This is a genomic window from Paraburkholderia gardini (assembly GCF_907164575.1).
Classification (GTDB): domain Bacteria; phylum Pseudomonadota; class Gammaproteobacteria; order Burkholderiales; family Burkholderiaceae; genus Paraburkholderia; species Paraburkholderia gardini.
On sequence record NZ_CAJQYY010000008.1, the window covers coordinates 122,070 to 145,123 of the forward strand.

Here is a 23,054-nt window from a genome sequence, read left to right on the forward strand (position 1 = left end):
GGCCAATCCTTGAGCCGTTCTTATCAGTGAGGATCCGCCTGTTCATATGCGTCGTGGCGCGACCGCCTTGATCTGGTTTGCTCAAGTTTCGTATGTCCGCCGGGCTCTTTCGCTTCTGAAGTCGGCGTTGCCGGTGAACCCGATGGTACTGGGCTGCCAGTGAAGAATGACTTCCATCCGACGGCGAACGACTGAACTTGAGATGGCGTGGTTTGGGTCAGTTGAGCTAGCCCAAGCAATCCAATCAATACACCGAAGATTGCAAGCCGCTTTTGTAGCTTCGTTTCAAAGGCAGATTCCGCTGCCGTACGCTGCATCCGGCTAATCTCGGCGATTCGGCTTAGTTGATCAACTAATTCCCGGCAAAGTGGCCCGAGAAGCAGTCGATCGCGAATCGCCACGTACAGCGGGCCAACTTCAGTGGTTGCGACGCGAGCCGGCGCTTCGAAGTAGTAGCTGGCCAAAAAACGGGAAATCTCAGCATGCATCGGTTCTGCGCGAATTTCGAGCGAGCCGTTTCGGCATGTTTCTGCGAGATCGTTGATCGCTTCTTCCAGAACACGGTGATACGCCAAGCCCAGCATGTAAGCCGCCAAGGCGCGTCCAGCGCGCTCACCACCCGGCTCAGATGAAAACACAACCATGCCTTTCGCATCAACCGCTGCTTTGAGGCGACCGATATCTTGATAGCAATCTTCCGTCAGCGTAGTGGAGCCACGCAGGAACATGGACATTTCACCAATCGATGTTTCGAACGCGTTGTTCGACCAGACGAAGCGTCCAACTTCCTCGACACGAGAATCAGGTTCGACACATTGGTTGGCGCGTCTCCAGGCAACGCCAACAGCACCGTCTGTCGTATTGTCTATCGGACAGAAACAGAACACGATTGCGCGGTCTGCGTCTGAAAAAAACGGACTACTGTCGGCTCAGGTGCGCCTATGCGAGTGCTCGTCATCGTTGAACTGTGGACGGGCCGCAAAAAATACTTCCCTTCAAGGGCGGTGCTCAGCTTCAACGCCTTGAGCGGTTGATCTAGCAGATATACGACGCCTTGCACTCTAATCTCCGGGAAAGCGCCGGGGACGGCGCACTTTACTTAAATGTTCCCCCGTTGTTTACGGCATATGCTTAACATTCTGAAGTCACATGAGTGGCTCTTCTATCGGATCTTGATGACAACCTTACCCTTTGCGCGTCCTGTTTCCACGTAAGCCAGAGCCTCGCTGGTTGACTCGAACGGGAAAACCCGATCGATCACGGGCTTTATCGCAGCTGCGTCGATGAGCGTGGCGATCTGGCTTAACTGGTCTCCATCCGCGCGCATGAAAACAAATGAATAGCTGACGTCATGACGTTTCGCCGCTTTTCTGATGCGATAGCTCAGAAAGCGCATCACCGTTTTCAGGAACCAGGAGGCACCCATCTCTTTCGCGAATTCGGGATCGGGCGGACCGGCGATCCCGATGAGTTTGCCACCCGGCCTGAGCACTCGCAGCGACCTCTCGAGGGTATTGCCGCCTTGCGTATCCAGCACCACATCGCAGTCTTTCAGTACGGCGGTAAAGTCATCTTTCCTGTAATCGATGACGATATCCGCACCGAGTTGCTTCACCAATTCCGCATTCCCCGCGCTCGCTGTCGTCGCGACGGTCGCACCCACGTGCTTCGCCAGCTGAATGGCAAAGGTGCCAACGCCGCCGGAGCCGGCGTGTATGAGCACTTTTTGTCCTTTCTTCAACTGCGCTTTTTCGATCAGCGCCTGCCAGGCGGTCAGGCCCACCAACGGGATCGAAGCTGCTTCTTCCATCGTGAGTGCGTTGGGCTTGAGCGCCACGCCGTCTTCCTTGATCGCGATGAATTCCGCGAAAGTACCGATCCGGTCTTTGTGCGGCCGGGCATAGACCTCATCGCCCGGCTTGAAGCGCCGCACGCGCGATCCGACGCGGACAACGACCCCGGCAACATCGTTGCCCAGAATCAGGGGCAAACGGTAAGGCAGAATGAGCTTGAACTCTCCGTCTCTGATTTTGGAATCGAGAGGGTTCACGCCAGCGGCGTGAATCTGGATCAATACGTCATCCTCGCGCGGCTCCGGGACCGGCATATCGCCAGCTCGTACGCCATTCTTGCGTCCATATCGATCGACGACGAATGCCTTCATCACGGTTCCTTGTCAGTTTCTCGTTGCGTCAGGTTGTTTCTCAGGCGGTAGCACGGATGTAGAAGTGCAGACCGGTGGCAACACGGCATGTGTCGACCTCGATGACCATGCCAGCACGTCCTTGTGCTCTGCCGTTTGAACAGGGGGCAGTAACGCCGTCTACGTTGCGAGCCGCAGATCTTTGCGAATACCGGCGTCTACCAGGCCCGCGGGCGCAAATCTGCGTAGCAATCGCAGACGGCCGGCGAGTCCACCGGCTGCATAGCGGAGTTTCGGGCGAGCCGCGAGGGCGGCCTGCAGCACGGTTTCGGCCACAACCTCAGGACCGTCAGCGCCCTCGACCACCTCCTTCACTCGCTTATCCACGGCCGAGCGCACCTCGCGGTACTCGTCGAGGGGGCTGTCGGGCGCCATGAAGTTCGCGTCGAAAGGCGTCTTGATATAGGCAGGCTCAATGACCGATACCCGGATGCCCATCGTGCGCAACTCATGGTCGAGCGACTCCGAATAGCCTGCGACCGCATGCCTGGTGGCGGAATACAGCGCCATATAGGGCATGGGCAGGAAACCCAGCGCAGAGCCGATGTTGATGATGCGGCCGCGACCTTGTTGCCGCATATGGGGTAACACGGCACGCGTCATACGGATAATCCCGAAGAAGTTCGTATCGAAGATCGCGCGGGCCTGGTCAATCGAACTCTCTTCCGCAGCGGCAGGGGCGACGCCGAAGCCAGCGTTGTTCACCAGCAGGTCGATGTGGCCGTGCAGGCGCAGAACTTCCTTGACGGCGGCTTCAACCGATTCCTCGTCAGTCACGTCAAGTGACAGCATTTCGAACGTCTGCTGGCCGGCTTGTGCACCACGCCGACTGGTGCCATAGACCTTGTATCCGGCCTTCGCAAGCCGCCTTGCCGTGGCTTCGCCGATTCCTGACGAGGCGCCCGTGACGAGCGCTATTCTGGTTTCCATGATGTCCTTCCGATATTGAGGGATGTCTTTACGTGACTGGTCGGGCATTCATTTTTTAAAAATATGATTGTCATCATATTTTTGATCCAGCGAAAACCAGCACCGGGCCGACGGGATTCATGCATCAGTGGGCGCGAGTTGTTTCAATGTTGCTTCGAGAAAATTTTCCGACAGCCTGGAGTCGTCAACGGCACGCGCCAGCACCATGGTGCCAACCATGGTGGCCACCATCACAAGTGCCTGTTCGTGCGCGCCCGGCTGGCCCCAATCGGGCAACTGACGCGCCACGACATCGATCATCTCCTTGATGCGGCGGGTGGCTGCGCGCCGCACCGCCGGCGCCTGGCGCGGCATTTCCGAGCCGAGAGCGGAGACTGGGCAGCCAGTCTCAATATTTTCACAATGCTCCTTCGACAGATAGGCGCGCACCATTGACGGCAACGCCTGCTCTGGCGACACGGAGGCGGCGATCTGCTTCGACAGGGCCACGGCTTCAGCGCCGGCGCGGTCAGCCGCTTCGGCAAGCAGCACCTCGCGCGATGGAAAGTGCGCATAGAAGCCGCCATGCGTCAGACCGGCCTCCTTCATGATGTCGGCCACTCCCGTGCCGTCGTAACCGCTGCGCCGAATCGCGCGCGCGGCAACCTCGACGATGCGTTCGTGCGTGATTTCCTTACGGCTGACGGTTTTCCGATTGACTGGCTGCTTCTTCATGATGAACATCATATGGCATTTCGGCGTATTTCTCTGTGCGGAGCAATGTCGATGGGGATCGATGCGCCACCCAGACAGCGCCGAGCAGTGCAACCAGCGTAGGACGCAGAACCCGAACCCGGTGTCTGCCTGGCGGTGGTCCTGGCAAGTGTTACCGTCGTCATGTCATCCAGCATCCGTGGCCGGCGATTGAACTTGCGGTAAAGACTGTGCCGAGACCGGGCGAGGGGGATCGCTGGCGATCACCCGGTCGAATGTCGATCTGGACTGGCGCGTGGCGCGATTCCCGATGATGAAGAACGGCAGGCCGCGCACGAACCCGCTATCGAGTCGCGCGGCGGCAGGTGCATGTCGTAACGACTATTGACGGTTGGCACCGGAACCGTCAGCTATCAAGATCGTGGGAGACTTCGCAATCAGATCCCAAACAGCGTCAGCGAAACAGCCGCACGCGTTACCACCATCAACAGCACCTGCACGATCACGAACAGCAGGATCGGCGAGAGATCGATCCCACCCAGTTGCGGCACGAACCGGCGCAGCGGATTCAGAAACGGCGCAGTCAGCTGATACAGGATCGGCATGGCCGGCGAACGCGGATTGAGCCACGACAGCAACGCCATCAGGATCGTCAGCCAGATGATCAGGTTGAGCGCCCACTTGATCATCGTCAGCAGCGCGACGATCAGGAGCGTCGGCATCAGGCCGAGCGGATCGACGCCCGCGAGCCACACCATCGCGACCACATAGATCACCGCCGCGATGAGGGCCGCGACGAGGCTGGCCCAGTCGATGCTGCGGGTGCTGGGAATGATCCGCCGCAACGGCAGCACGATCCAGTTCGTGACCTGCAACACGGCGTTCGACACCGGGTTGTACGGCGGCATGCGGACAACCTGCAGCCAGGCACGCAACAGCAGCGCCGCGCCGAACAGGGTGAAAACGGTATTGAGCAGAAAACGGGCGATATCGCCGACCATCTCGTGTCCTTTCCTTCTTTAGTTATTCGTAGCGGCCGCACGTGGCGAGCCGGCTTCATCAGGCAACTGTTGTATTCGAACCAGTGCGTGCAGATGGTGCGCATGGACGCGCACCCTGATCCCGCTGCATTCGCGCCGGTCGTCACATTATCACGGCTTACGGGCCGCCTGCGATCCCTGGCCGGTCAGCCGGTCGAGCGAACGGGCAAGCGAGTTTTCCACGACGGTATCGATTGCGTCGATCGCGGCTGGTGGTACCGGCCGGCGGCGCGCCAGCGCGACCGCGCGGCGCGTCATCAGCGCGTAGAGCGCAGCGTGGTCGCCGCCGAGTCCTTCGAGTAGCGCAAGCTGCTTTTCGACGACGCTGGTATCGCCACGCGAAACCGGTCCGGCCAGCGCACCCGGCAAGCCCTTGTCGCCGGCGGTCTGGATCGTGCCGGCGAGCATCGGCAGCACGGCGCGCAACGCGTCGTCTTCGTTGAAACCGAGCGTGCGCCACAGTTCGACGCACTCCGCGAGGCCGCACAACGCGAAGCTCGCCGCGTAGTGCGCGGCCGCGTGATACAGCATGCGGCCGCCCGGTGGAATCGAGAGCGGATGGCAGCGCAGCGCGCCCGCCAGTGCGACGAGCGCGTCCTTCAGCGCGCCGTCGGCTTCGATCGAGACGGAACATCCGGCGATGCGCTCGATATCTGCGAGGTTTCCGCCGAACAGGTACAGTGGATGAAAGCCACCGATCAAAGCGCCCTGATCGCGTGCCGGCGCCAGCAGATCGACGGGCGAAGCGCCGCTGCAATGCACGAGCGCCCATGCACCGGAGCAGCCCTGCGCAGCGGAATCGAAGCGCACTGTGTGGGCTGTCGTACCGATACTGTCATCAGGGACGGCTAAAAAGACGATATCGGCTGCGTCGACAACCTGCTGCGGGTGGTCGTACGCGGCGCAATGCCCGATCTGACCTGCAAGCGTCTGCGCGGAATCGCGCGAGCGGCTTGCGATTGCGGTGACCGGATAGCCGGCGCGCGAGAAGCCGTGCGCGAGACAGTGCGCGAGCCGGCCCGCACCGACGAAGCCCAGACGCGGCAATGGGGGCAGAGACATGATTTTCAGCTCCGGACAGAACAATGACGGAACGGCGAGTATCGCATTCATCACGATGCCGGCTCGCGTCGGCACCTTGCCAGCAAAGGACGTGAACCGGTTTCATGCGCGCCGGGCATTCTTCAGATCAGTACGTGGCGAATATGACAGGCCGTCGTATGTATCTGACAGGGGATTGCCGTCGGGTCCGAAAACTGCTCACAATGAATCCGTACATCAGATTTTCCGGCAGTCCCCGTTGTTGTTTCTTCTGTAGCGCAGCCAGATTTTCGGGAGGTACACGATGAGTATTTTTTCTTACCGAAAGCACTTGCGGTTTCTGACACACTCACAGCGGCGCCGCTGGTGGGATCAAAAGAAGCGGCTGACACCACGCGTACAGATTAGCGGCGCTTATGTACCACCCAGCGTCTCACGGGAATTTACGTATGTGAAGGTCGGTTGACGACACGCTGACTTCGAACCGGTGCCCGGCGTTTCTGCCGGGCACTTTGCGTTTACGGCCATCGCGCGGCCACCGCGCGAACGAAAATCGATGCGCGAAGGCAACGGAATCGTGCGGCAGCTGCAGCGAATTTGTAATTAAACATTACCGATGTGACCGGTAAGCTTGCAACGCGACCGGTAAAAATGTCGCCGGTCATGATCGACGTGCCGCAAACCCTTGATTTTCGAAAGGGAAGCGGACATATGTATGACGTGAGGCACGCAGGCGCTCTGCGCGTTTGCATCCGTCATTGCAATTTGCAACAAATACCCCCGACGCTGCGAAGCCTTTTTCGATACATTGAACTGTAAGGGCTGAGCCCGTCATGCGACCACGCCATAGGGGCGAGGGCGCCAGGAGAAATAGAAGTGAAAAAGATCGTCCCGTTTATCGTTGCTGCCGCGCTTGGCGCGGGGCTTGTGACTGCTGCTGAAGCACACGTGTCAATCGGTGTCGGTATCGGCATTCCAGCCTATCCGGTCTACTCCGCGCCGCCGCCCGTGTACTATTCGCCCCCGCCGGTTGTGTATGCGCCGCCGCCCGTGGTCTATGCGCCGCCGCCGGTTGTCGTCGGTGGATATTATGGATACGGCCGGCCTTACTATCATCACGGCTATTACCGCCGTGGTTACTACGGCCCGCGTTACTGATACCGCACACGTGCCGCCCCACGCGATATGATGTGAGCGCGGCTCTACGGTGAGGTTTCGTGAACGGCGCAACGCCGGCTTGAACGCCGCGTTGCGCCGTTTTCATATGCGCATCGGCCGGTCGATATAGCGACACGCGCTTCGCGTTCCAAAACACGATCGAAGCTGGGACAATGGGCGCCTGTGCAACCAACCACGCCCCGCGTCCTTCCGCCGATGCAAGCGCTTCCTGTTCCAACCTATGACGATGTCGTCGACGCCGCCGCGCGTATCGAAGGCATCGCGCACCGCACACCTGTTCTCACGTCGACTACCGCGAACGAGCGCACAGGTGCGTCGATCTTCTTCAAATGCGAAAACCTGCAGCGCATGGGCGCGTTCAAGTTTCGTGGCGCGTACAACGCGATTTCGCACTTCGATGCAGAACAGCGCAAAGCTGGCGTCCTGACGTTCTCGTCGGGCAATCACGCACAGGCGATTGCGTTGTCCGCGCGTCTGGCTGGCATTCACGCAACGATCATCATGCCGCACGACGCGCCTGCCGCGAAGGTCGCGGCCACCAGGGGATATGGCGGCGAAGTGATCGTCTACGACCGGTACAAGGAAGATCGTGAAGCGATCGGCCGCCGGCTCGCCGAAGAGCGCGGCATGACGTTGATTCCACCGTACGATCATCCGCACGTGATGGCCGGGCAGGGCACGGCCGTCAAGGAACTGATCGAGGAAACAGGCCCGCTCGACATGCTGTTCGTGTGTCTGGGCGGCGGCGGTCTGCTGTCGGGCAGCGCGCTTTCCGCCGCGGCATTGAGCCCGCAATGCCAGATCACCGGCGTCGAGCCGGAGGCGGGCAACGATGGCCAGCAATCGCTCGCACGTGGTGAACGCGTGCGCATCGATGTGCCGAAGACGATCGCCGATGGCGCCGCCACGCAGCAACTCGGCGTCTATACGTTCGAAGTGATTCAGCGCCTCGTGCAACAGATCGTGACGGTCAGCGACGCGCAGCTTGTCGACGCGATGCGCTTTTTCGCGCAGCGGATGAAGATCGTGGTCGAACCGACCGGGTGTCTTGCCGCAGCGGCGGTGCTCAATGGCATCGTGCCCGTGAAGGGCAGGCGCGTAGGCGTCGTGATCAGCGGCGGCAACGTCGATCTCGAACGGCTCGGCCAGTTTCTCGGTTAACCGGCCTCGTGCCCTGTTCAGAAAAGGCGAGCCCACGGCTCGCTTTTTCCGTTGCTAACCGGCCGCCATGCTGCTGGTGTGCACGATCAGATCGCGATATCCGTTCACGATCACGCTGTACGAGAAGTACGCGAAGAGCAGTGCCGACAGCACATGACATGCGCGCAGCAAACCCGAGCCTGCGCGTTTGCGTCCGTGGCTCGCGAGCCCGCAGATAAACACGTTCCAGCACAACCCGCCGAGGAAAAAGCCGCCGAGAAAAACCGGCGCGGTGGTCACGGTCGTCGCACCGGCCCTGGCGATCAGCGCACCGCCCACCGCCGCAAACCACAGGATCGCCGACGGCGACGAGATTGCGAGCAACGTGCCGCGCATGAACCCGCGCCACGCGCTGAGATGCGGTGCGTTCGCATCGGACTCGCCTTCGACCGGCGGCGCTGAAGCAGGGAAGAGCGCTTCGCGCGCCATCTTCCACGTGAGGAACAGCAGGATGGCCGCACCGCCGATCCACACGATCCATCGCACCGATTCGAACTGAAGCAACGCCGCCATGCCGGCGAGCGCAAGCGCTGCATAGATCAGATCGCCGAAACACGAGCCGAGCCCGAGCCAGAAGCCGGGTTTGAATCCGTGCGACAACGTCAGCGAGATAATCGCGACGTTGACGAGACCGATATCGAGGCACAGCGAAAGAGACAGAAAAAAACCGTCCGACAACATTGATAACGCGTGCATCCCTGCCCTTTCCCCGTATTGTTCCTGTCCCACGTCTTCCAGCGACCGTAGGCGACGTACCGTGTCCGCCGTTAGAGACCGCTTCTTGTCTGTTGTGCCGCGCCGGCCTCAGAGGCCGAGTTCCTGCCACATCGCATCGATGCGCTTCTTGACCGCGTCGTCCATCGCGATGGGGCGGCCCCATTCCCGGTCGGTTTCGCCGGGCCATTTATTGGTCGCATCGAGTCCCATCTTCGAACCGAGCCCCGCAACCGGCGACGCGAAATCCAGATAGTCGATCGGTGTGCGATCGACGAGCACCGTATCGCGCGAAGGGTCGATGCGCGTGGTGATCGCCCAGATCACTTCTTTCCAGTCGCGGATGTTCACGTCTTCATCCACCACGACGATGAACTTCGTATACATGAACTGTCGCAGGAAGCTCCACACGCCGAACATCACCCGTTTGGCATGTCCCGGGTAGCTCTTCTTCATCTGGACGATGGCCATCCGGTAGCTGCATCCTTCGGGCGGCAGATAGAAGTCGGTGATCTCGGTGAACTGCTTCTGCAGGAGCGGCACGAACACTTCGTTGAGCGCGACGCCGAGCACAGCGGGCTCGTCAGGCGGCTTGCCGGTATAGGTCGAATGGTAGATGGCGTCGCGACGCATCGTGATGCGCTCGACGGTAAACACCGGGAACCATTCCTGTTCGTTGTAGTAGCCGGTGTGATCGCCGTACGGACCTTCGAGTGCATGCTCGTAAGCGGCGGAAGCGCCCTTCGACGGACGCGGCGGCGCGCCGGCCGGCGCCGCTTCGGGCGTGCCGGCTTGCGGGTGGATAAAGCCTTCGAGCACGATCTCGGCGCGTGCCGGCACCTGTAGCGTGTCGACGCCGGGCGTGATGCACTTCGCGAGTTCCGTGCGGCCGCCGCGCAGCAATCCTGCGAACTGGTATTCGGAGAGCGTGTCCGGCACCGGCGTCACCGCGCCGAGAATCGTGGCCGGATCGGCGCCAAGCACGACCGCGACCGGATACGGCTTGCCCGGGTTCCGCAGCGCGAACTCGCGGAAATCGAGCGCGCCGCCCCGATGCGCGAGCCAGCGCATGATCAGCTTGTTGCGGCCGATCAGTTGCTGCCGGTAAATACCGAGGTTTTGCCGCGTCTTGTTCGGACCGCGTGTGACGGTCAGTCCCCACGTGATGAGCGGACCGGCGTCGCCGGGCCAGCAGGTCTGGATCGGCAGCTTCGCGAGATCGACGTCGTCGCCTTCCCAGACGATTTCCTGGCAGGGCGGTGAACTGACGGTCTTCGGCGCCATATCCCAGACGGCCCTGGCCAGCGAGAGCAGTTTGCCGGCGTCTTTCAGCCCCCTGGGCGGCTCCGGCTCCTTGAGGGCGGACAGAAGGCGCCCGACGTCGCGCAACGACTCCAGCGCGGCGCTATCGCCGTTTTCAGCGCCGGCATCGATGCCCATGCCGAGCGCCACGCGCCGCGGCGTGCCGAACAGGTTACCTAGAACAGGAAACGCGTGCTGCCGGGTGCTTTCAAACAGCAACGCAGGACCGCCGGTGCGCAGCACGCGATCGCAGATTTCCGTCATTTCGAGAACGGGCGAGATGTGCTGCGGAACGCGGCGAAGCTCGCCGAGCGTCTCGAGGCGACCGACGAAGTCGCGCAGGTCTTTGTATTTCATCGGGTCCTGATCAGGGGCGGCGGCACGCCGCAAGGTGAGGACACGGCAGGCAATCGCCGCGCCAGATCGATTGTCGATTTTACCTGCGTTGGCCAGCGCACGTTGAAGGGCAAATTTGTGACTGCCCGGAAACGCGCTCGCTGCGCGGTTTAGAGGTCACTGAACACTGTTCATTATTACAATTAGTTATAGATTTGACTATTCATAGTGTTGACGATCTATAAAACCCTGCTAGAATCCGTCCACATTGGTTGCAGGGTTTGCACGTTTTAACCATTACCCCCGGTCTTCTGACGCAACGCGTCGCCGTTTGCCGATCCCTGCTCGGTACTTCACGGTCTTGTCTGTTTTCCTCGCCGGCGCCTTTTTCGCGCTGGTTTTTTCGTGTGGGAGCCTCCGCCCGCATGCTGCAAACAGCATGCCGCCGGAACTTTAGATGGGCTCCCCGAACGGTGTATGCCGTTTTCCCGACGCCGCTGCCGCCCCGACCAGAGCGCGCGGCGTCTTGATTCTGCGAATGGCTGTACGTCGGCTTGCCGGCGCGTTCGCCGCTTCATGCAAATTGGGAGATCTGAATGAACGCCTGGTTATCGTGGCGTCCCGACGAGCGTCTCGCGCAGGTTATGCGCGGTGCATTGCGACGTGGGACGCGTATGAGTCATCACCTGTTCAGCATTGTCGGCGGTTTTGCCGTCGTGCTGGCACTGGCCTTGTGGCTGATGCCCACCTGGCGCGGCACTCTCGCCGCAAAGCTGATGCCGGTTATTTCCGCTGCAGTGAAGGCGGGTCCGGCCCGTCTGCTGCAAGGCAACCCGCTGCCGTCGTTTGGGCCCGCAACCGGCCAGTCCGACGACAGCCTGTCTTCAAATCAGGCAGTCAGCGTCGACACCGGCAGCAACGGTACGACCGCCAACACCAGTTATGACGGTGCCTTCGATGGCAGCGGCACGGCTGGCCTCAGCGCCGTGGCGCTGAACGGCCTCGATCCGCGTACGTTGCCGACGGTCGGCTCGCTCGCCCGCCTGATTCCGGCGCAGCGCGTCTCCGCCGATGCACGCGACGATCGCGTGCTGGTCTCGACCCGCGAGCAGGATCTGGTCGCGTCGTATCTGTCGCGCCGTTATCGCGTCGCTCAGGAGCCCGTCAGCGAGCTCGTGAAGGCCGCGTTCGACACCGGTCGCGAAGTCGGTCTCGATCCGCTGTTGCTGCTGGCTGTCATGGCCATCGAATCCGGTTTCAATCCGTATGCGGAAAGCGGCGTCGGCGCGCAAGGTTTGATGCAGGTCATGTCGAAGGTGCATTCCGACAAGTTCGAGTACTTTGGTGGCCAGAGCGCCGCGCTCGAGCCGTTGACCAACATCAAGGTCGGCGCACTCGTGCTGAAGGATTGCGTGGCGCGCGGCGGTTCGCTGCCGGGCGGACTGCGTCTGTATGTCGGCTCGACGTCGCAGGACGACGGTGGTTATGGCGCCAAGGTAATGGCCGAGCGCGCCCGTCTGCGTGACGTGGCGCGTGGCCGCAAGGTGCCGGTCAACGCACCGCAGGCACCGACCACGACTACCGCATCGACGACGCTGGCTCCGGCCGCGACAACCGCTTCGACGAAGCGCGTACAGGTGACGCTCGACGGCGGGCATCCGCTGACGACGGCCAGGGTCACGACGCCTGCGTCGCACGACAAGACGCCGATGCAGGATGACGCAAGTTCCAGCGCGACGAAGCATGTTGCTTCGTCGGAACTGGGCGCCTGATACGTCGCTTGGTATGCATTAGATCCGCCAGCGCAGGCTGGAGCGGGCAAGAAAAAGGGCACCTCCTGGAGGTGCCCTTTTTCGTTGCTGCGCGCTTCCCGACGGAGCCCGTGAGGTCAGCCCGGCGTCGGGGTCAGCGATTGAACAACCGGCCGAGCCGCTCGACAGCTTCTTCGAGCTTCGCATACGCTGTCGCATAGGAGAGCCGGATATAGGAGTGCGGCGCGTGCAATCCGAAGTCCATCCCCGGGACCAGCACGACGCCTGCGTCGTGCAGCATCGCCCGGGTGAGCGCGGCGCTGTCGCTCGCGGCGGGGTGGGCGACGTGCGTGCAGTCGGCGTACACATAGAACGCGCCGTCCGGCATCACCGGTACCGAGAAGCCGAGCGACTCGAGCGCGGGCGCGATGAAATCGCGGCGCCGTTTGAATTCAAGGCGACGGCCTTCGTAGATCCTGATCGTGTCCGGTTCGAAGCAGGCGAGTGCGGCATGCTGCGCCAGCGCCGACGCGCAGATAAACAGGTTCTGAGCGAGCTTTTCCAGCGGGCCGACCAGCGCCGGCGGTACGACAAGCCAGCCCAGCCGCCAGCCGGTCATGTTGAAGTACTTCGAGAAGCTGTTGACGGTAATGACGTCGTCGCCGAAAGACAGCGCCGACACCGGCGGCGCGTCGTAACTCAAGCCCTGATAGATTTCATCGACGATCGTAAAGCCGCCGCGCTTGCGGACCGCCTTCACGATGCGTTCGAGTTCGGCAGGTTCGATCGATGTACCGGTCGGGTTCGACGGCGACGCGAGCAGCACGCCGCGCGTGCGATCGTTCCACAGGCGTTCGACGTCGGCCGCGGTTAGCTGGAAGCGCTCCGCGGGGCCGCTCGGCACGAGTACAGCCCGACCTTCGGCAGCGGCGACGAAATGCCGGTTGCAGGGATAAGACGGATCGGGCATCAGCACTTCGTCATCGCGATCGACGAGCGCCGCGCATGCGAGCAGCAACGCCGCCGACGCGCCCGCCGTGACCACGATGCGTGCAGGATCGACGGTAATGCCATAAACCTGCTGGTAATGCGCGGCGATCGCCTCGCGCAACGCAGGCAGACCGAGCGCGTTCGTGTATTGGGTGACGCCGCGCCGCAGCGCGCTGGTGGCGGCCTCGATGACCGGTTCCGGCGCGGTGAAATCGGGCTCGCCGATTCCCATGTGAATGATGTCGCGCCCCTGGCGCTCCAGCAATGCGGCCTCTTTGGCCAGCTCCATCACATAAAACGGCTGGATGGCGTCGACGCGGGCGGCAAGCCGCACCAGTGGTTCAGACAGAGTGTTCATGCGGATACATTCAGTTTCCCAGTGTCGCGACCGGCCGGCGCGGCCCGGGTCGAATCGGGCTGCACGCGTTCCGGCCTCGCTGGATCAGTGCTTGCGGGCGGCCTGTGTCTCGGCGGCGCGCAGTTGTACCGACAGCTTGTCCAGCACGCCATTGACGTACTTGTAGCCGTCCGCGCCACCGAACGTCTTGGCAAGTTCGACGGCTTCGTTGATCACCACGCGATATGGAATATCGACGTGATTCTTCAGTTCGAACGCAGCGACCAGCAGTACCGCGCGTTCGACCGGCGAGAGCTGGTCGATCGGACGGTCGAGGCACGGCATCAGGTCGATCGACAGTGCTTCCGAGTCGCGGATGACGCCGCTCAGCAACGCCTCCAGATGCGCGTGGTCGGCCTTGTCGTAACCTTGCGCGCCGCGCAGCTGCGCGTCGATTTCACCGATAGGCGAGCCCGACAGCAGCCACTGGTAGAGACCTTGCGTGGCCAGTTCGCGGGAACGTCGGCGAGCGCTCTTCATGCCCGTTCCTCTTCGTCTTCCTCGTCTTCATCTTCGTCGTCATCGCCGCCGAGCTGTTCGAGCGCAACCGAGAGGTTTGCCATTTCGACGGCGACACGCGCTGCGTCGCGACCCTTTTCGGTCATGCGCGCGACGGCCTGTTCGTCCGTTTCGGTCGTGAGGACCGCGTTGGCGACGGGAATGCCGAAGTCGAGGCCGATGCGCGTGATGCCGGCGCCGCTTTCGTTCGACACGAGTTCGAAGTGATACGTCTCGCCGCGCACGACGGCGCCGAGCGCGATCAGCGCATCGAACTGGCCGCTCTCCGCCAGCTTTTGCAGCGCGAGCGGGATTTCCAGTGCGCCCGGCACGGTGACGAGCAGCACGTCTTCACCGGTGACGCCGAGGCGTTCGAGTTCTTCGATGCAGGCGTCAGCGAGGCCGTTGCAAACGGGTTCGTTAAAGCGCGACTGCACGATGCCGACGCGCAGGCCGTCGCCGTCGAGATTCGGTTGATATTGTCCGATTTCCATTTGAGGTCCGTAGTGTTTGGGATGAACGCGTGTGAGCGGTGAGTTTCCGGATATCAGGCCTGGATGTCCTGCGAGGCCGGGGCGCCAGGCGGGCACGCCGCGATGGCGCCTGGCATAGGCACGAAGCACGTGACTTCGAGGCCATAACCCGACATCGTGCCCAGCTTGCGCGGGTTCGACAGCACCTGCATCTTGCCGACACCCAGTTCGCGCAGGATCTGCGCGCCGATGCCGTACGTCTTGAAATCGACCGGACGGCGCTTGAGTGCCTCAGCACGTTCCTTTTCGTCGAACGCCTTGAAGACGTCGATCAGATGATCCTTCGAGTCGCCACAGTTGAGCAGCACCACCACGCCGAGATCGCGTTCGGCGATTTCCTTCATGGCGGCGTCGAGCGTCCATGAGTGAGTGGATGCGCCCACTTCCAGCAGATCCAGTACCGACAGCGGTTCGTGAACGCGCACCGGAGTTTCGCGATCCGGCGAGGGCGTGCCGCGCACCAGCGCGATATGCGGCGAGCCGCTAGGCTGGTCGAGATACATCACCGCGCGGAACGGGCCGTGCGCGGTTTGCATCGTGCGCTCGCAGATGCGCTCGACGATCGATTCGGTGCGGCTACGGTAATGGATCAGGTCGGCGATCGTGCCGATCTTCAGGTTGTGCTCCTGCGCGAACGCGATGAGGTCGGGCAGACGCGCCATCGTGCCGTCGTCCTTGATGATCTCGCAGATCACCGCGGCGGGCGTGAGGCCCGCGAGCGCCGTGAAATCGCAACCGGCTTCGGTGTGACCGGCGCGCACCAGTACGCCGCCGGGCTGCGCCATGATCGGGAACACGTGGCCGGGCTGCACGATGTGCTCGGCGCGGGCGTCATGCGCGACGGCCGCCGCGATCGTGCGGGCGCGGTCGGCGGCGGAAATGCCGGTTGTCACGCCTTCGGCCGCCTCGATGCTGACCGTGAACGCCGTGCCGTACTGCGTGCCGTTGCGGTATGTCATGAGCGGCAGGTTGAGCTGCTTGCAGCGCTCCTGCGTCAACGTCAGACAGATCAGCCCACGGCCGTAACGGGCCATGAAATTGATCGCTTCCGGTGTGACGAATTCGGCGGCGATCACGAGATCGCCCTCGTTTTCGCGGTCTTCTTCGTCGACGAGAATCACCATCCGGCCGGCCTTCAGTTCGGCGATGATCTCAAGAGTGGAGGCGAGCGTCATGTTGGCGAGATTGTCAGGAAAGCGCGTATTTTACGCCACGCGAGCCCCCGCGTCGCTTCGGCCGGACGGGCCAGGCCATCTGGCCGGGTTTACACGGGGCACGCACGTGTCACCTGGCCATCCGGCTGACTGCCGCCGGTACTCGCACGGCTTTATTCTCGAACCTGGAAATCGGGGAGGGGATTACGTATGTGCGCCGGAATTTGCAGCGCCGGGCCGGTTGAGCACCTGGCCGGGTTCGCGCCAGTTGGGCTCGCTGCCCATGAACCGGTCGAAGTATGCGATCGCGAGGCTGGGCTCCTCGACGATGTTTTCGCGAAACGACTGCCACACGTCGCGGTGCGAGAGCGCGTCGGCCGGCTGGACCTCCAGCGCGCACTCTTCGCGCATCACGTGTTTGAGCGTGCCGATGCAGAACCAGGTGAGCAGGTAGCCTGCCGGCCACCAGCTGGCGATATCGTTCGCCGTGGGTTGCAGGTGCGGGGAGGGCTCCGTGCTCACGTGAACGGCTTTGTCGCGCAGCAGGTCGCGCAGCAGCACGCCGAAGGCGAACTGGAAGTAGTCGGGTGCATTCCGCCGGCGGTAGCCGGCGTGGTGCGAGATCACGTCGAGCCACGCGAAAAACGCGCTGGTGAACTGGCGCTCGTCGATTTCGATGCGCACGCCGTGCCGCTCGCGATATTCGTCGCAGCATTGCTGCAACAACTGGCGGCAGGGCGTGAGCTTCCGCACGTGGTCCCACGTGCCGGATTCCCGCGGGTGAATGCTACTGATCGGCTGGCCCATCAAGGCTCCCGTGCACGCGCGCAAGGATTGCGCGCGCAGGTTTCAGCAAAGATGCGTGACGACATGTTCGATTTCGTCGCTCAATGCATCGAGCGGTTCGCGTTCCTTCAGCGCGCGGCGGAACGCGGCTTCGCGCGCGCCGGTCACGTCGGCGAAAAACCGGATTACGGCGTCCGGTTCGGTCACGAGCCCGGTGGGGCAGAGGTCTTTCGCGAGCGAGGCGATCGTCAGCATCAGGAATACGTATGCGTTCGGCTCGGTCACGAGCCACCAGGGCGCGCTCGCATCGGGAAGGACATCGAAGCGCGTACTGCGGATCGGCTGCTGGTCGATCAGCGAGAGGACGAGTTGCGCGCCCACGCGGCACAGCGTGCTACGCGAAGTCGCGGTATCGGCGCAAACCTGGGTCAACTGCGTACCGGGCGCGTGGCGCGACGCGTTCATGGCCTCGAACGCGCTGCTGATGCGATGTTCGAAGATGAGCACGTCGGTGGCGCCGCATTGCATGATCATGCGTTTGGCTGCCGCGTAATACGTCGTCGAAAACTTGCGCAACGTTTTCGCCTGATTGCCCGACTGGCTGAGATAGCCCGTCAGTGCATCGAGCGGAACCGGAGATTTCCAGTGATCCTGGAGCGGCGGCATGGCGTGGCCGGCAAACGACTCGGCAGTTTCGATCAGGCCATCCGCGAGTTGCGCGACGGATTCCAGCGAGAGATGCGAGGGCGCCCTGGAAGTTTGCGTGGCAGGCGAGCGCGTGGTGACGGTGGCAGGCCGGTCGCTCTTGATCGGCCCGGGCACATTGCGTGCCGCATAACGAAGCTGACGCGCACAGTCCCTCAGTGCGAGCCCCAGTTGGCTGATGTCGCGGCTAAGGTGCTGCGGCAAGGGCGATTTCGACTCCATGGGCGTCTCTGGGTTGCAACATTTGAAGTTAAGATAGCACAAGTGTTCAGTCGCAAGACTGACTTTATTCATCATAGGAGCCGAGCTTGGCGAAAGCGAGTATTGCCCCTGAGGCGATCGAAAGCGACGAGCAGAATCCCGCGCGCCGGCTGCGTCTGCGCGCGGCGTGGATGTACTTTGTCGAGGAGATGACGCAGAACGAAATCGCCCTGAAACTCGGTGTCGGGCGCGTGACGGTGGTGCGGTTGCTCGCCGCCGCGCGCGAGCGCAACGAGGTGAAGATTTCGATCGGCGACCGTCTCGCCGAATGCGTCGAGGCCGAGCGTCTGCTTGAAAAGCGCTTCGGGGTCGAGGAGGTCATCGTCGTGCCGCTGTCGTCGCGGGGCGCGGATGCGACCGGCCCGGTGAGCGCGGCGACGGGCGCCTATGTATCGTCGCTCGTGCGGCCCAACATGCGTATTGGCGTGGGCTGGGGGCGCACGCTCGTCAGTTCGCTCGCGTTCATGAACGAGCGCACGGTCGAAGACGTCTCGGTGGTGTCGCTGCTCGGCGGCATCATGAAGGCGCGCAAGTTCAATCCGGCCGAATTCGCGTGGCGCTTTGCTTCGCTGTATCAGGCGGACTGCTACCTGATGACCGCGCCGCTTGTCGTCGACAGCGCGGCCACGCGCGAAACCCTGATCGAGCGCTGCGGGCTCGGCGATATCTTCGAGCTCGCGAAATCGCTGGATGCAGTCGTGCTTGGCGCGGCGGGGACGGGTCCGGACGCGACGGCGCACCTGTCGAAGTTCATCAGCAATGCGGATCGCGCGTCGGTCATCAAGGCGGGCGCGGTCGGTGACCTGCTGTTCAACTTTTTCGACGCGAACGGCGAGCTTGTCGACCATCCGATCAACGAACGCGTGATGTCGGTGCCGCTCGACATCATCAAGAAAGTGCCGGTGCGCGTGCTGGCAGCGGGCGGCGCGAACAAGGTGCAGGCACTGGCCGGCGCCCTGAAGCTGCTGAAACCCACGGTGCTCATCACCGACGAGTACACCGCAAAAGACGTACTCAAGCTCGCAGGCCCGGGCGGAATCGTCTGATTCGCATCTGAAGGCCGTGCAGGCGGCTGGCCATGCTGCCGGCTGGCCGGCTTCTGGAGCCGACGCCTTGGGGTCGAGCCCCGCCGGACCGTTTTCGCGCCTTGGGATGCGGGAGGGTCGTCGCAGTTGAACGGTCCTGCGTTTCCCGAACCGGCCGGTCGCATCTTTCTTGCCGCTCCACAGCGCGGAAATAGCGCGGAGCGCGCCTCCAGACACGCTTGACGCGGCGCATCCCCATCAGCTTCCCATTCCCGCGCGGCGCACCTGCGCACACGCCCGCCCAGCGCACCCATCCGCGCGGATGAACCGCCGGCGAGGCGCTCGCGTCCCGCATCCATCGGCATCAGCCGGCTGTCCCATCAGGCACATCCCTGTGCCCTCACGCCCCCATTTCATCCTGGTCCCTCTACGTCGGGTCCAGGGTAAGTCCCACCCCAAAAAACTGCGTTTCCACTCAATCCGGACTTGGCCTTTTAGTGAACATACTGCTATTCTGAAATACATAAGTTCTGTCGTGGCTGTAACAGACGAAAGTCCTCGAACACTTCCCGCGCGTTTCGCGCGCAGCATTTGTGGAGACATGCTCATGCACAACATCACCCCCAGCGGCCTCGCCGCCGACCTCGAAAAGCGCGCCGCGTCTGGCCGCCCAATCCGTATCGGTCTGATCGGCAGCGGCGAGATGGGCACGGATATCGTGACCCAGGTCCGGCAGATGCACGGCCTCGAAATCGGCGCGATCGCCGAGTTGCGTACCGAGGCGGCGTGCGCGGCGGTGAAGGTCGCGAACGGCGCCGACGAGGGCTATCGCGTCGTCGATACGCAAAGCGCGTTGACGCAGGCGATCGAAGCCGGCCACATCGCGATCACCCAGGACGTGAATGCGGTGTGCACGAGCGAGCAGATCGACGTCGTCATCGACGCGACCGGCAAGCCCGCGGTCGGCGCGCAGATCGGTCTCGTCGCGATGGAGCACGGCAAGCATCTGGTGATGATGAACGTCGAGGCGGACGTGACGATCGGCGCGTATCTGCGTCGCGAGGCGGAGCGGCTTGGCGTCGTGTATTCGCTGGGCGCCGGCGACGAACCCAGCTCGACCATCGAGCTGATCCAGTTCGTGAGCGCGCTTGGCTATCCGATCGTCGCGGCCGGCAAGGGCAAGAACAATCCGCTCAACATCGAAGCGACGCCGGACGCCTACATGGAAGAGGCGCGTCGCCGCAACATGAACCCGCGCATGCTCGTGGAATTCGTCGACGGCTCGAAGACGGCCGTCGAGATGGCCGCGATCGGCAACGCGACCGGACTCACGCCGGACGTGCCGGGCATGCACGGGCCGTCCGCGACGCTCGACCAGCTGCACAAGGTGCTGTGCCCGGTGGAAGACGGCGGCATTCTTTCGCGCAAGGGCGTGGTCGATTACACGATCGGCAAGGGTGTGGCGCCGGGTGTGTTCGTCGTCGCCGAGATGGCGCATCCGCGGCTGCGCGAGCGCATGGAAGACCTGCGTCTCGGCGAGGGGCCGTACTACACGTTCTATCGCCCGTATCACCTGACGAGCCTCGAAGTGCCGCTGACGTGCGCGCGCGTCGTGCTCTACGGCCGCGCCGACATGGAGCCGCTACCGGTGCCGGTCGTCGAGGTCTGCGCGGTCGCGAAGAAGGATCTGCAGCCGGGCGAGCGGCTCGATGCGATCGGTGAATACACGTATCGCGCGTGGGCGATGTCGGTGGGCGATGCGCGCGCGCAGGACGCGGTGCCGTGCGGGCTGATCGAGAACGGCCGCGTCACGCAGCCGGTCCGTCGCGGCGAGTTGCTCACGTATCGCAACTGCGCGGTTGATGCCACGTCGCAGATCGTCGCGCTGCGTCGTCGTCAGGATGAGATGGTGTTCGGCAAGGCCGCCGCCGCGGCCTGAGCTTCGATCACGCAGCAGCCATTTTGCATGGGACCGGAGCAGGTGCCTTGCATGGGACCGGAGTAAGAGCTTTGCATGGGATCAGAGTAAGTGCTTTGCATGGGACCGGAGTAAGACGCTAAAGCGTCAACTCCGGTCGACAGCTAAAGCGCTAACTCTGATCGACAGCTAAAGCGCGAACTCCGGTCGACCGCAAGCGACTTGCATGGGACCGGAGTAAGAGCTTTGCATGGGATCAGAGTAAGCGCTAAAGCGCTAACTCTGATCGACAGCTAAAGCGCGAACTCCGGTCGACAGGAGAAAAGACATGAATGAGGTCGTAGAGTCGCCGTCGCGCCCGTCCGCCGCGATGCCGTCGGTGTTGCGCCATCACGCACCCGAAGTGCTGCGCGCGGCGTTGCGCAAGATGATCCTCGTGCGCCGCTTCGAGGAAAGCGCCGAGCAGGCATATATGCGCGGACTGATCCACGGCACGATGCATCTGTCGATCGGCCAGGAAGCCAGCGCGATCGGTGCGACGTTGCCACTCACCGACGCGGACTACATCACCTCGACGCATCGCGGCCACGGGCACTGCATCGGCAAGGGCGCCGATCCGAAGCGGATGTTCGCCGAGTTCTTCGGCAAGGAAACCGGCTACTGCCGCGGCCGCGGCGGCTCGATGCACATCGCCGACGTGACGCGCGGCAACCTCGGCGCGAACGGCATCGTGGGCGGCGGCATGCCGATCGCGGTCGGCGCGGCGCTGTCGGTTAAAAGGCAGCACAAGGATTCCGTCGTGATGTGCTTTTTCGGCGACGGCGCGAACAACGAAGGCGCGTTCCACGAATCGCTGAACTTCGCGGCGATCTGGAAGCTGCCAGTGATCTTCGTCTGCGAGAACAACAGGTACGGCATGTCGATGTCGGTCGAACGCTCGACGGCCGTGCCGCACATCGCGCAACGCGCGCTCGCCTATGACATTCCGGGCGTCACGGTCGACGGCAACAGTTTCGTCGACGTCCTCGAAGCGAGCGAGCAGGCAGTGGCGCGCGCGCGCCGGGGCGAAGGCCCGACGCTGCTCGAATGCGAAACGTACCGGCTGCGCGGTCACTCGAAAAGCGATCGCAACCGCTACCGCACGCGCGAGGAAATCGACGCGTGGAGCGAGCGCGATCCGATCGCGCGCTTCCAGCAGACGCTACTGCAACACGGCATGTCGGACGAAGCGACGCTCGCCGCGCTCTACGACGAAGTCGAAGCGCAGATCCAGGAAGGACTCGAATTCGCGCAGGCGAGCCCTTCGCCGAAGCTTTCCGAACTGACCCGCTACGTCTATTCCGAAGCGGGCCCGCAAACCAGCACGGCCGCTGCCGGGAGCCAGCCATGAGCACCGAAGTGCGTGAAGAAGTACGTGAACTCACGTATGCGCAGGCGATCCAGGAAGGCATGGCGATCGCGATGGAGCGCGACGAGCGCGTATTCCTGATGGGCGAGGACATCGGCGTGTATGGCGGCGCGTTTCAGGTCACGGGCGACCTGTACCAGCGCTTCGGCGCCGACCGCGTGATGGATACGCCGATCTCGGAACTCGGCGGCGCGGGCATCGCGGTCGGTGCGGCGATGACCGGATCGCGCCCGATCTACGAATTCCAGTTCTCCGATTTCGCGACGCTCGCGATGGAGCAGATCGTCAATCAGGCCGCGAAGATGCGCTTCATGCTCGGCGGCGAAGTGTCGGTGCCGCTCGTCATGCGCTTTCCGGCGGGCTCGGGAACGGGCGCGGCGGCGCAGCACAGCCAGAGTCTCGAAGCGTGGTTCGCCCACGTGCCGGGTTTGAAGGTGATCCAGCCGAGCACGCCGCACGACGCCAAGGGCCTGCTGCTGGCCGCACTGGAAGATCCGGACCCGGTGATGATCTTCGAGCACAAGCTGCTCTACAAAAGCAAAGGGCCCGTTCCTGAAGGCTATTACACCGAGCCGATCGGCAAGGCCGCGATCCGGCGCGCGGGCCGCGACGTGACGATCGTCGCGACATCGATGATGGCGATCCGCTCGCTCGAAGCCGCGGCGGTGCTCGAACAGGAAGGCATCGACGCGGAAGTGATCGACCTGCGCAGCGTGCGGCCGATCGATCGCGACGCGATCATCACGAGTATCCGCAAGACGTCGCGGCTCATCTGCGTGTACGAAGGCGTGCAGCAACTGGGCATCGGCGCCGAGATCGCTTCGATTGCGTGCGAGAGCGAGGCGTTCGACTATCTCGATGCGCCGGTGATCCGGCTTGGCGGCGCGGATTGTCCGCTGCCGTACAACCCCGAGCTGGAAAAGGCAGCGGTGCCGCAGGTCGACGACATCGTCGCGGCGGCGCGGCGCGCGACTGGCCGGAGGACCTGAC

General features: G+C 62.9%; 21 protein-coding genes. 7 read left to right on the forward strand and 14 right to left on the reverse strand.

The window, feature by feature from the left end; translation table 11 throughout:
* Positions 1 to 23: 23 nt before the first annotated feature.
* From LPA34_RS08685 to LPA34_RS08710, 6 genes are all read right to left on the reverse strand, one after another.
* Complete coding sequence (locus tag LPA34_RS08685) at positions 24 to 734, reverse strand: hypothetical protein (RefSeq protein WP_228977014.1); 711 nt, start codon at positions 732 to 734, stop codon at positions 24 to 26.
* 428 nt (positions 735 to 1,162) lie between these two features.
* Complete coding sequence (locus LPA34_RS08690) at positions 1,163 to 2,164, reverse strand: NADP-dependent oxidoreductase (protein ID WP_228977016.1); 1,002 nt, start codon at positions 2,162 to 2,164, stop codon at positions 1,163 to 1,165.
* A gap of 159 nt (positions 2,165 to 2,323) precedes the next feature.
* The gene (locus tag LPA34_RS08695; protein ID WP_228977018.1) at positions 2,324 to 3,133 is read right to left on the reverse strand and encodes an oxidoreductase; all 810 of its coding nucleotides are present in this window, start codon (positions 3,131 to 3,133) and stop codon (positions 2,324 to 2,326) included.
* Positions 3,134 to 3,250: 117 nt separating this feature from the next.
* On the reverse strand, positions 3,251 to 3,859 hold the full coding sequence (locus LPA34_RS08700; protein ID WP_228977020.1) for a TetR/AcrR family transcriptional regulator: 609 nt from the start codon (positions 3,857 to 3,859) through the stop codon (positions 3,251 to 3,253).
* A 404-nt stretch (positions 3,860 to 4,263) separates the two neighbouring features.
* The gene (locus LPA34_RS08705; RefSeq protein ID WP_228977022.1) at positions 4,264 to 4,827 is read right to left on the reverse strand and encodes a YggT family protein; all 564 of its coding nucleotides are present in this window, start codon (positions 4,825 to 4,827) and stop codon (positions 4,264 to 4,266) included.
* A 150-nt stretch (positions 4,828 to 4,977) separates the two neighbouring features.
* Complete coding sequence (locus tag LPA34_RS08710) at positions 4,978 to 5,928, reverse strand: Rossmann-like and DUF2520 domain-containing protein (RefSeq protein ID WP_228977023.1); 951 nt, start codon at positions 5,926 to 5,928, stop codon at positions 4,978 to 4,980.
* An 855-nt stretch (positions 5,929 to 6,783) separates the two neighbouring features.
* Between LPA34_RS08710 and LPA34_RS08715 the strand changes: the two genes are divergently transcribed.
* Positions 6,784 to 7,065, forward strand: a complete 282-nt coding sequence (locus tag LPA34_RS08715) for a hypothetical protein (RefSeq protein WP_228977025.1) — start codon at positions 6,784 to 6,786, stop codon at positions 7,063 to 7,065.
* 216 nt (positions 7,066 to 7,281) lie between these two features.
* Positions 7,282 to 8,247 (forward strand): threo-3-hydroxy-L-aspartate ammonia-lyase, encoded by a 966-nt coding sequence (locus LPA34_RS08720; protein ID WP_228977027.1) that lies wholly within the window; start codon positions 7,282 to 7,284, stop codon positions 8,245 to 8,247.
* Positions 8,248 to 8,301: 54 nt separating this feature from the next.
* Here LPA34_RS08720 and LPA34_RS08725 read toward each other — a convergent pair whose 3' ends face one another.
* Positions 8,302 to 8,982: a LysE family translocator gene (locus LPA34_RS08725; RefSeq protein ID WP_228977029.1), complete on the reverse strand. Its 681-nt coding sequence runs from the start codon at positions 8,980 to 8,982 to the stop codon at positions 8,302 to 8,304.
* Positions 8,983 to 9,090: 108 nt separating this feature from the next.
* Positions 9,091 to 10,659, reverse strand: a complete 1,569-nt coding sequence (locus LPA34_RS08730) for a UbiD family decarboxylase (protein ID WP_228977031.1) — start codon at positions 10,657 to 10,659, stop codon at positions 9,091 to 9,093.
* A gap of 575 nt (positions 10,660 to 11,234) precedes the next feature.
* Between LPA34_RS08730 and LPA34_RS08735 the strand changes: the two genes are divergently transcribed.
* A complete protein-coding gene (locus tag LPA34_RS08735) occupies positions 11,235 to 12,410 on the forward strand; it encodes a transglycosylase SLT domain-containing protein (protein WP_228977032.1) in 1,176 nt (391 codons plus the stop codon).
* Positions 12,411 to 12,543: 133 nt separating this feature from the next.
* On the opposite strand, the gene LPA34_RS08740 is transcribed toward LPA34_RS08735, so the two are convergent.
* From LPA34_RS08740 to LPA34_RS08765, 6 genes are all read right to left on the reverse strand, one after another.
* Positions 12,544 to 13,737: a pyridoxal phosphate-dependent aminotransferase gene (locus tag LPA34_RS08740; protein ID WP_228977035.1), complete on the reverse strand. Its 1,194-nt coding sequence runs from the start codon at positions 13,735 to 13,737 to the stop codon at positions 12,544 to 12,546.
* 84 nt (positions 13,738 to 13,821) lie between these two features.
* Positions 13,822 to 14,256 (reverse strand): transcription antitermination factor NusB, encoded by a 435-nt coding sequence (nusB, locus tag LPA34_RS08745; protein ID WP_228977037.1) that lies wholly within the window; start codon positions 14,254 to 14,256, stop codon positions 13,822 to 13,824.
* A complete protein-coding gene (gene ribH / locus LPA34_RS08750) occupies positions 14,253 to 14,768 on the reverse strand; it encodes a 6,7-dimethyl-8-ribityllumazine synthase (protein WP_228977039.1) in 516 nt (171 codons plus the stop codon). Before ribH ends, nusB begins: the two co-directional genes overlap by 4 nt.
* A gap of 53 nt (positions 14,769 to 14,821) precedes the next feature.
* Positions 14,822 to 15,982, reverse strand: a complete 1,161-nt coding sequence (gene ribBA / locus LPA34_RS08755; protein ID WP_228977042.1) for a bifunctional 3,4-dihydroxy-2-butanone-4-phosphate synthase/GTP cyclohydrolase II — start codon at positions 15,980 to 15,982, stop codon at positions 14,822 to 14,824.
* 183 nt (positions 15,983 to 16,165) lie between these two features.
* On the reverse strand, positions 16,166 to 16,768 hold the full coding sequence (locus tag LPA34_RS08760; protein ID WP_228977044.1) for a hypothetical protein: 603 nt from the start codon (positions 16,766 to 16,768) through the stop codon (positions 16,166 to 16,168).
* A 42-nt stretch (positions 16,769 to 16,810) separates the two neighbouring features.
* The gene (locus LPA34_RS08765; RefSeq protein WP_228977047.1) at positions 16,811 to 17,674 is read right to left on the reverse strand and encodes a hypothetical protein; all 864 of its coding nucleotides are present in this window, start codon (positions 17,672 to 17,674) and stop codon (positions 16,811 to 16,813) included.
* 86 nt (positions 17,675 to 17,760) lie between these two features.
* Here LPA34_RS08765 and LPA34_RS08770 point away from each other — a divergent pair, with 86 nt between their 5' ends.
* The 4 genes from LPA34_RS08770 (at position 17,761) to LPA34_RS08785 (ending at position 23,053) form a co-directional block, all read left to right on the forward strand.
* Entirely contained in the window at positions 17,761 to 18,759 is a 999-nt protein-coding gene (locus LPA34_RS08770; protein WP_228977050.1) for a sugar-binding transcriptional regulator, read from the forward strand.
* Positions 18,760 to 19,345: 586 nt separating this feature from the next.
* Entirely contained in the window at positions 19,346 to 20,677 is a 1,332-nt protein-coding gene (locus LPA34_RS08775) for an NAD(P)H-dependent oxidoreductase (protein ID WP_228977053.1), read from the forward strand.
* A gap of 307 nt (positions 20,678 to 20,984) precedes the next feature.
* A complete protein-coding gene (locus LPA34_RS08780) occupies positions 20,985 to 22,046 on the forward strand; it encodes a thiamine pyrophosphate-dependent dehydrogenase E1 component subunit alpha (RefSeq protein WP_228977057.1) in 1,062 nt (353 codons plus the stop codon).
* Positions 22,043 to 23,053, forward strand: coding sequence for an alpha-ketoacid dehydrogenase subunit beta (locus LPA34_RS08785; RefSeq protein WP_267478868.1), 1,011 nt, complete (start codon positions 22,043 to 22,045; stop codon positions 23,051 to 23,053). The genes LPA34_RS08780 and LPA34_RS08785 overlap by 4 nt, the downstream gene beginning before the upstream one ends.
* Position 23,054: the final 1 nt, after the last annotated feature.

Bases quoted from the DNA above. Each gene is read 5' to 3' on its own strand.
- LPA34_RS08685 (WP_228977014.1), bottom strand. From the start codon at position 734: ATGTCCATGTTCCTGCGTGGCTCCACTACGCTGACGGAAGATTGCTAT.
- LPA34_RS08690 (WP_228977016.1), bottom strand. From the start codon at position 2,164: ATGAAGGCATTCGTCGTCGATCGATATGGACGCAAGAATGGCGTACGA.
- LPA34_RS08695 (WP_228977018.1), bottom strand. From the start codon at position 3,133: ATGGAAACCAGAATAGCGCTCGTCACGGGCGCCTCGTCAGGAATCGGC.
- LPA34_RS08700 (WP_228977020.1), bottom strand. From the start codon at position 3,859: ATGATGTTCATCATGAAGAAGCAGCCAGTCAATCGGAAAACCGTCAGC.
- LPA34_RS08705 (WP_228977022.1), bottom strand. From the start codon at position 4,827: ATGGTCGGCGATATCGCCCGTTTTCTGCTCAATACCGTTTTCACCCTG.
- LPA34_RS08710 (WP_228977023.1), bottom strand. From the start codon at position 5,928: ATGTCTCTGCCCCCATTGCCGCGTCTGGGCTTCGTCGGTGCGGGCCGG.
- LPA34_RS08720 (WP_228977027.1), top strand. From the start codon at position 7,282: ATGCAAGCGCTTCCTGTTCCAACCTATGACGATGTCGTCGACGCCGCC.
- LPA34_RS08725 (WP_228977029.1), bottom strand. From the start codon at position 8,982: ATGCACGCGTTATCAATGTTGTCGGACGGTTTTTTTCTGTCTCTTTCG.
- LPA34_RS08730 (WP_228977031.1), bottom strand. From the start codon at position 10,659: ATGAAATACAAAGACCTGCGCGACTTCGTCGGTCGCCTCGAGACGCTC.
- LPA34_RS08735 (WP_228977032.1), top strand. From the start codon at position 11,235: ATGAACGCCTGGTTATCGTGGCGTCCCGACGAGCGTCTCGCGCAGGTT.
- LPA34_RS08740 (WP_228977035.1), bottom strand. From the start codon at position 13,737: ATGAACACTCTGTCTGAACCACTGGTGCGGCTTGCCGCCCGCGTCGAC.
- nusB (WP_228977037.1), bottom strand. From the start codon at position 14,256: ATGAAGAGCGCTCGCCGACGTTCCCGCGAACTGGCCACGCAAGGTCTC.
- ribH (WP_228977039.1), bottom strand. From the start codon at position 14,768: ATGGAAATCGGACAATATCAACCGAATCTCGACGGCGACGGCCTGCGC.
- ribBA (WP_228977042.1), bottom strand. From the start codon at position 15,982: ATGACGCTCGCCTCCACTCTTGAGATCATCGCCGAACTGAAGGCCGGC.
- LPA34_RS08760 (WP_228977044.1), bottom strand. From the start codon at position 16,768: ATGGGCCAGCCGATCAGTAGCATTCACCCGCGGGAATCCGGCACGTGG.
- LPA34_RS08765 (WP_228977047.1), bottom strand. From the start codon at position 17,674: ATGGAGTCGAAATCGCCCTTGCCGCAGCACCTTAGCCGCGACATCAGC.
- LPA34_RS08775 (WP_228977053.1), top strand. From the start codon at position 19,346: ATGCACAACATCACCCCCAGCGGCCTCGCCGCCGACCTCGAAAAGCGC.
- LPA34_RS08780 (WP_228977057.1), top strand. From the start codon at position 20,985: ATGAATGAGGTCGTAGAGTCGCCGTCGCGCCCGTCCGCCGCGATGCCG.
- LPA34_RS08785 (WP_267478868.1), top strand. From the start codon at position 22,043: ATGAGCACCGAAGTGCGTGAAGAAGTACGTGAACTCACGTATGCGCAG.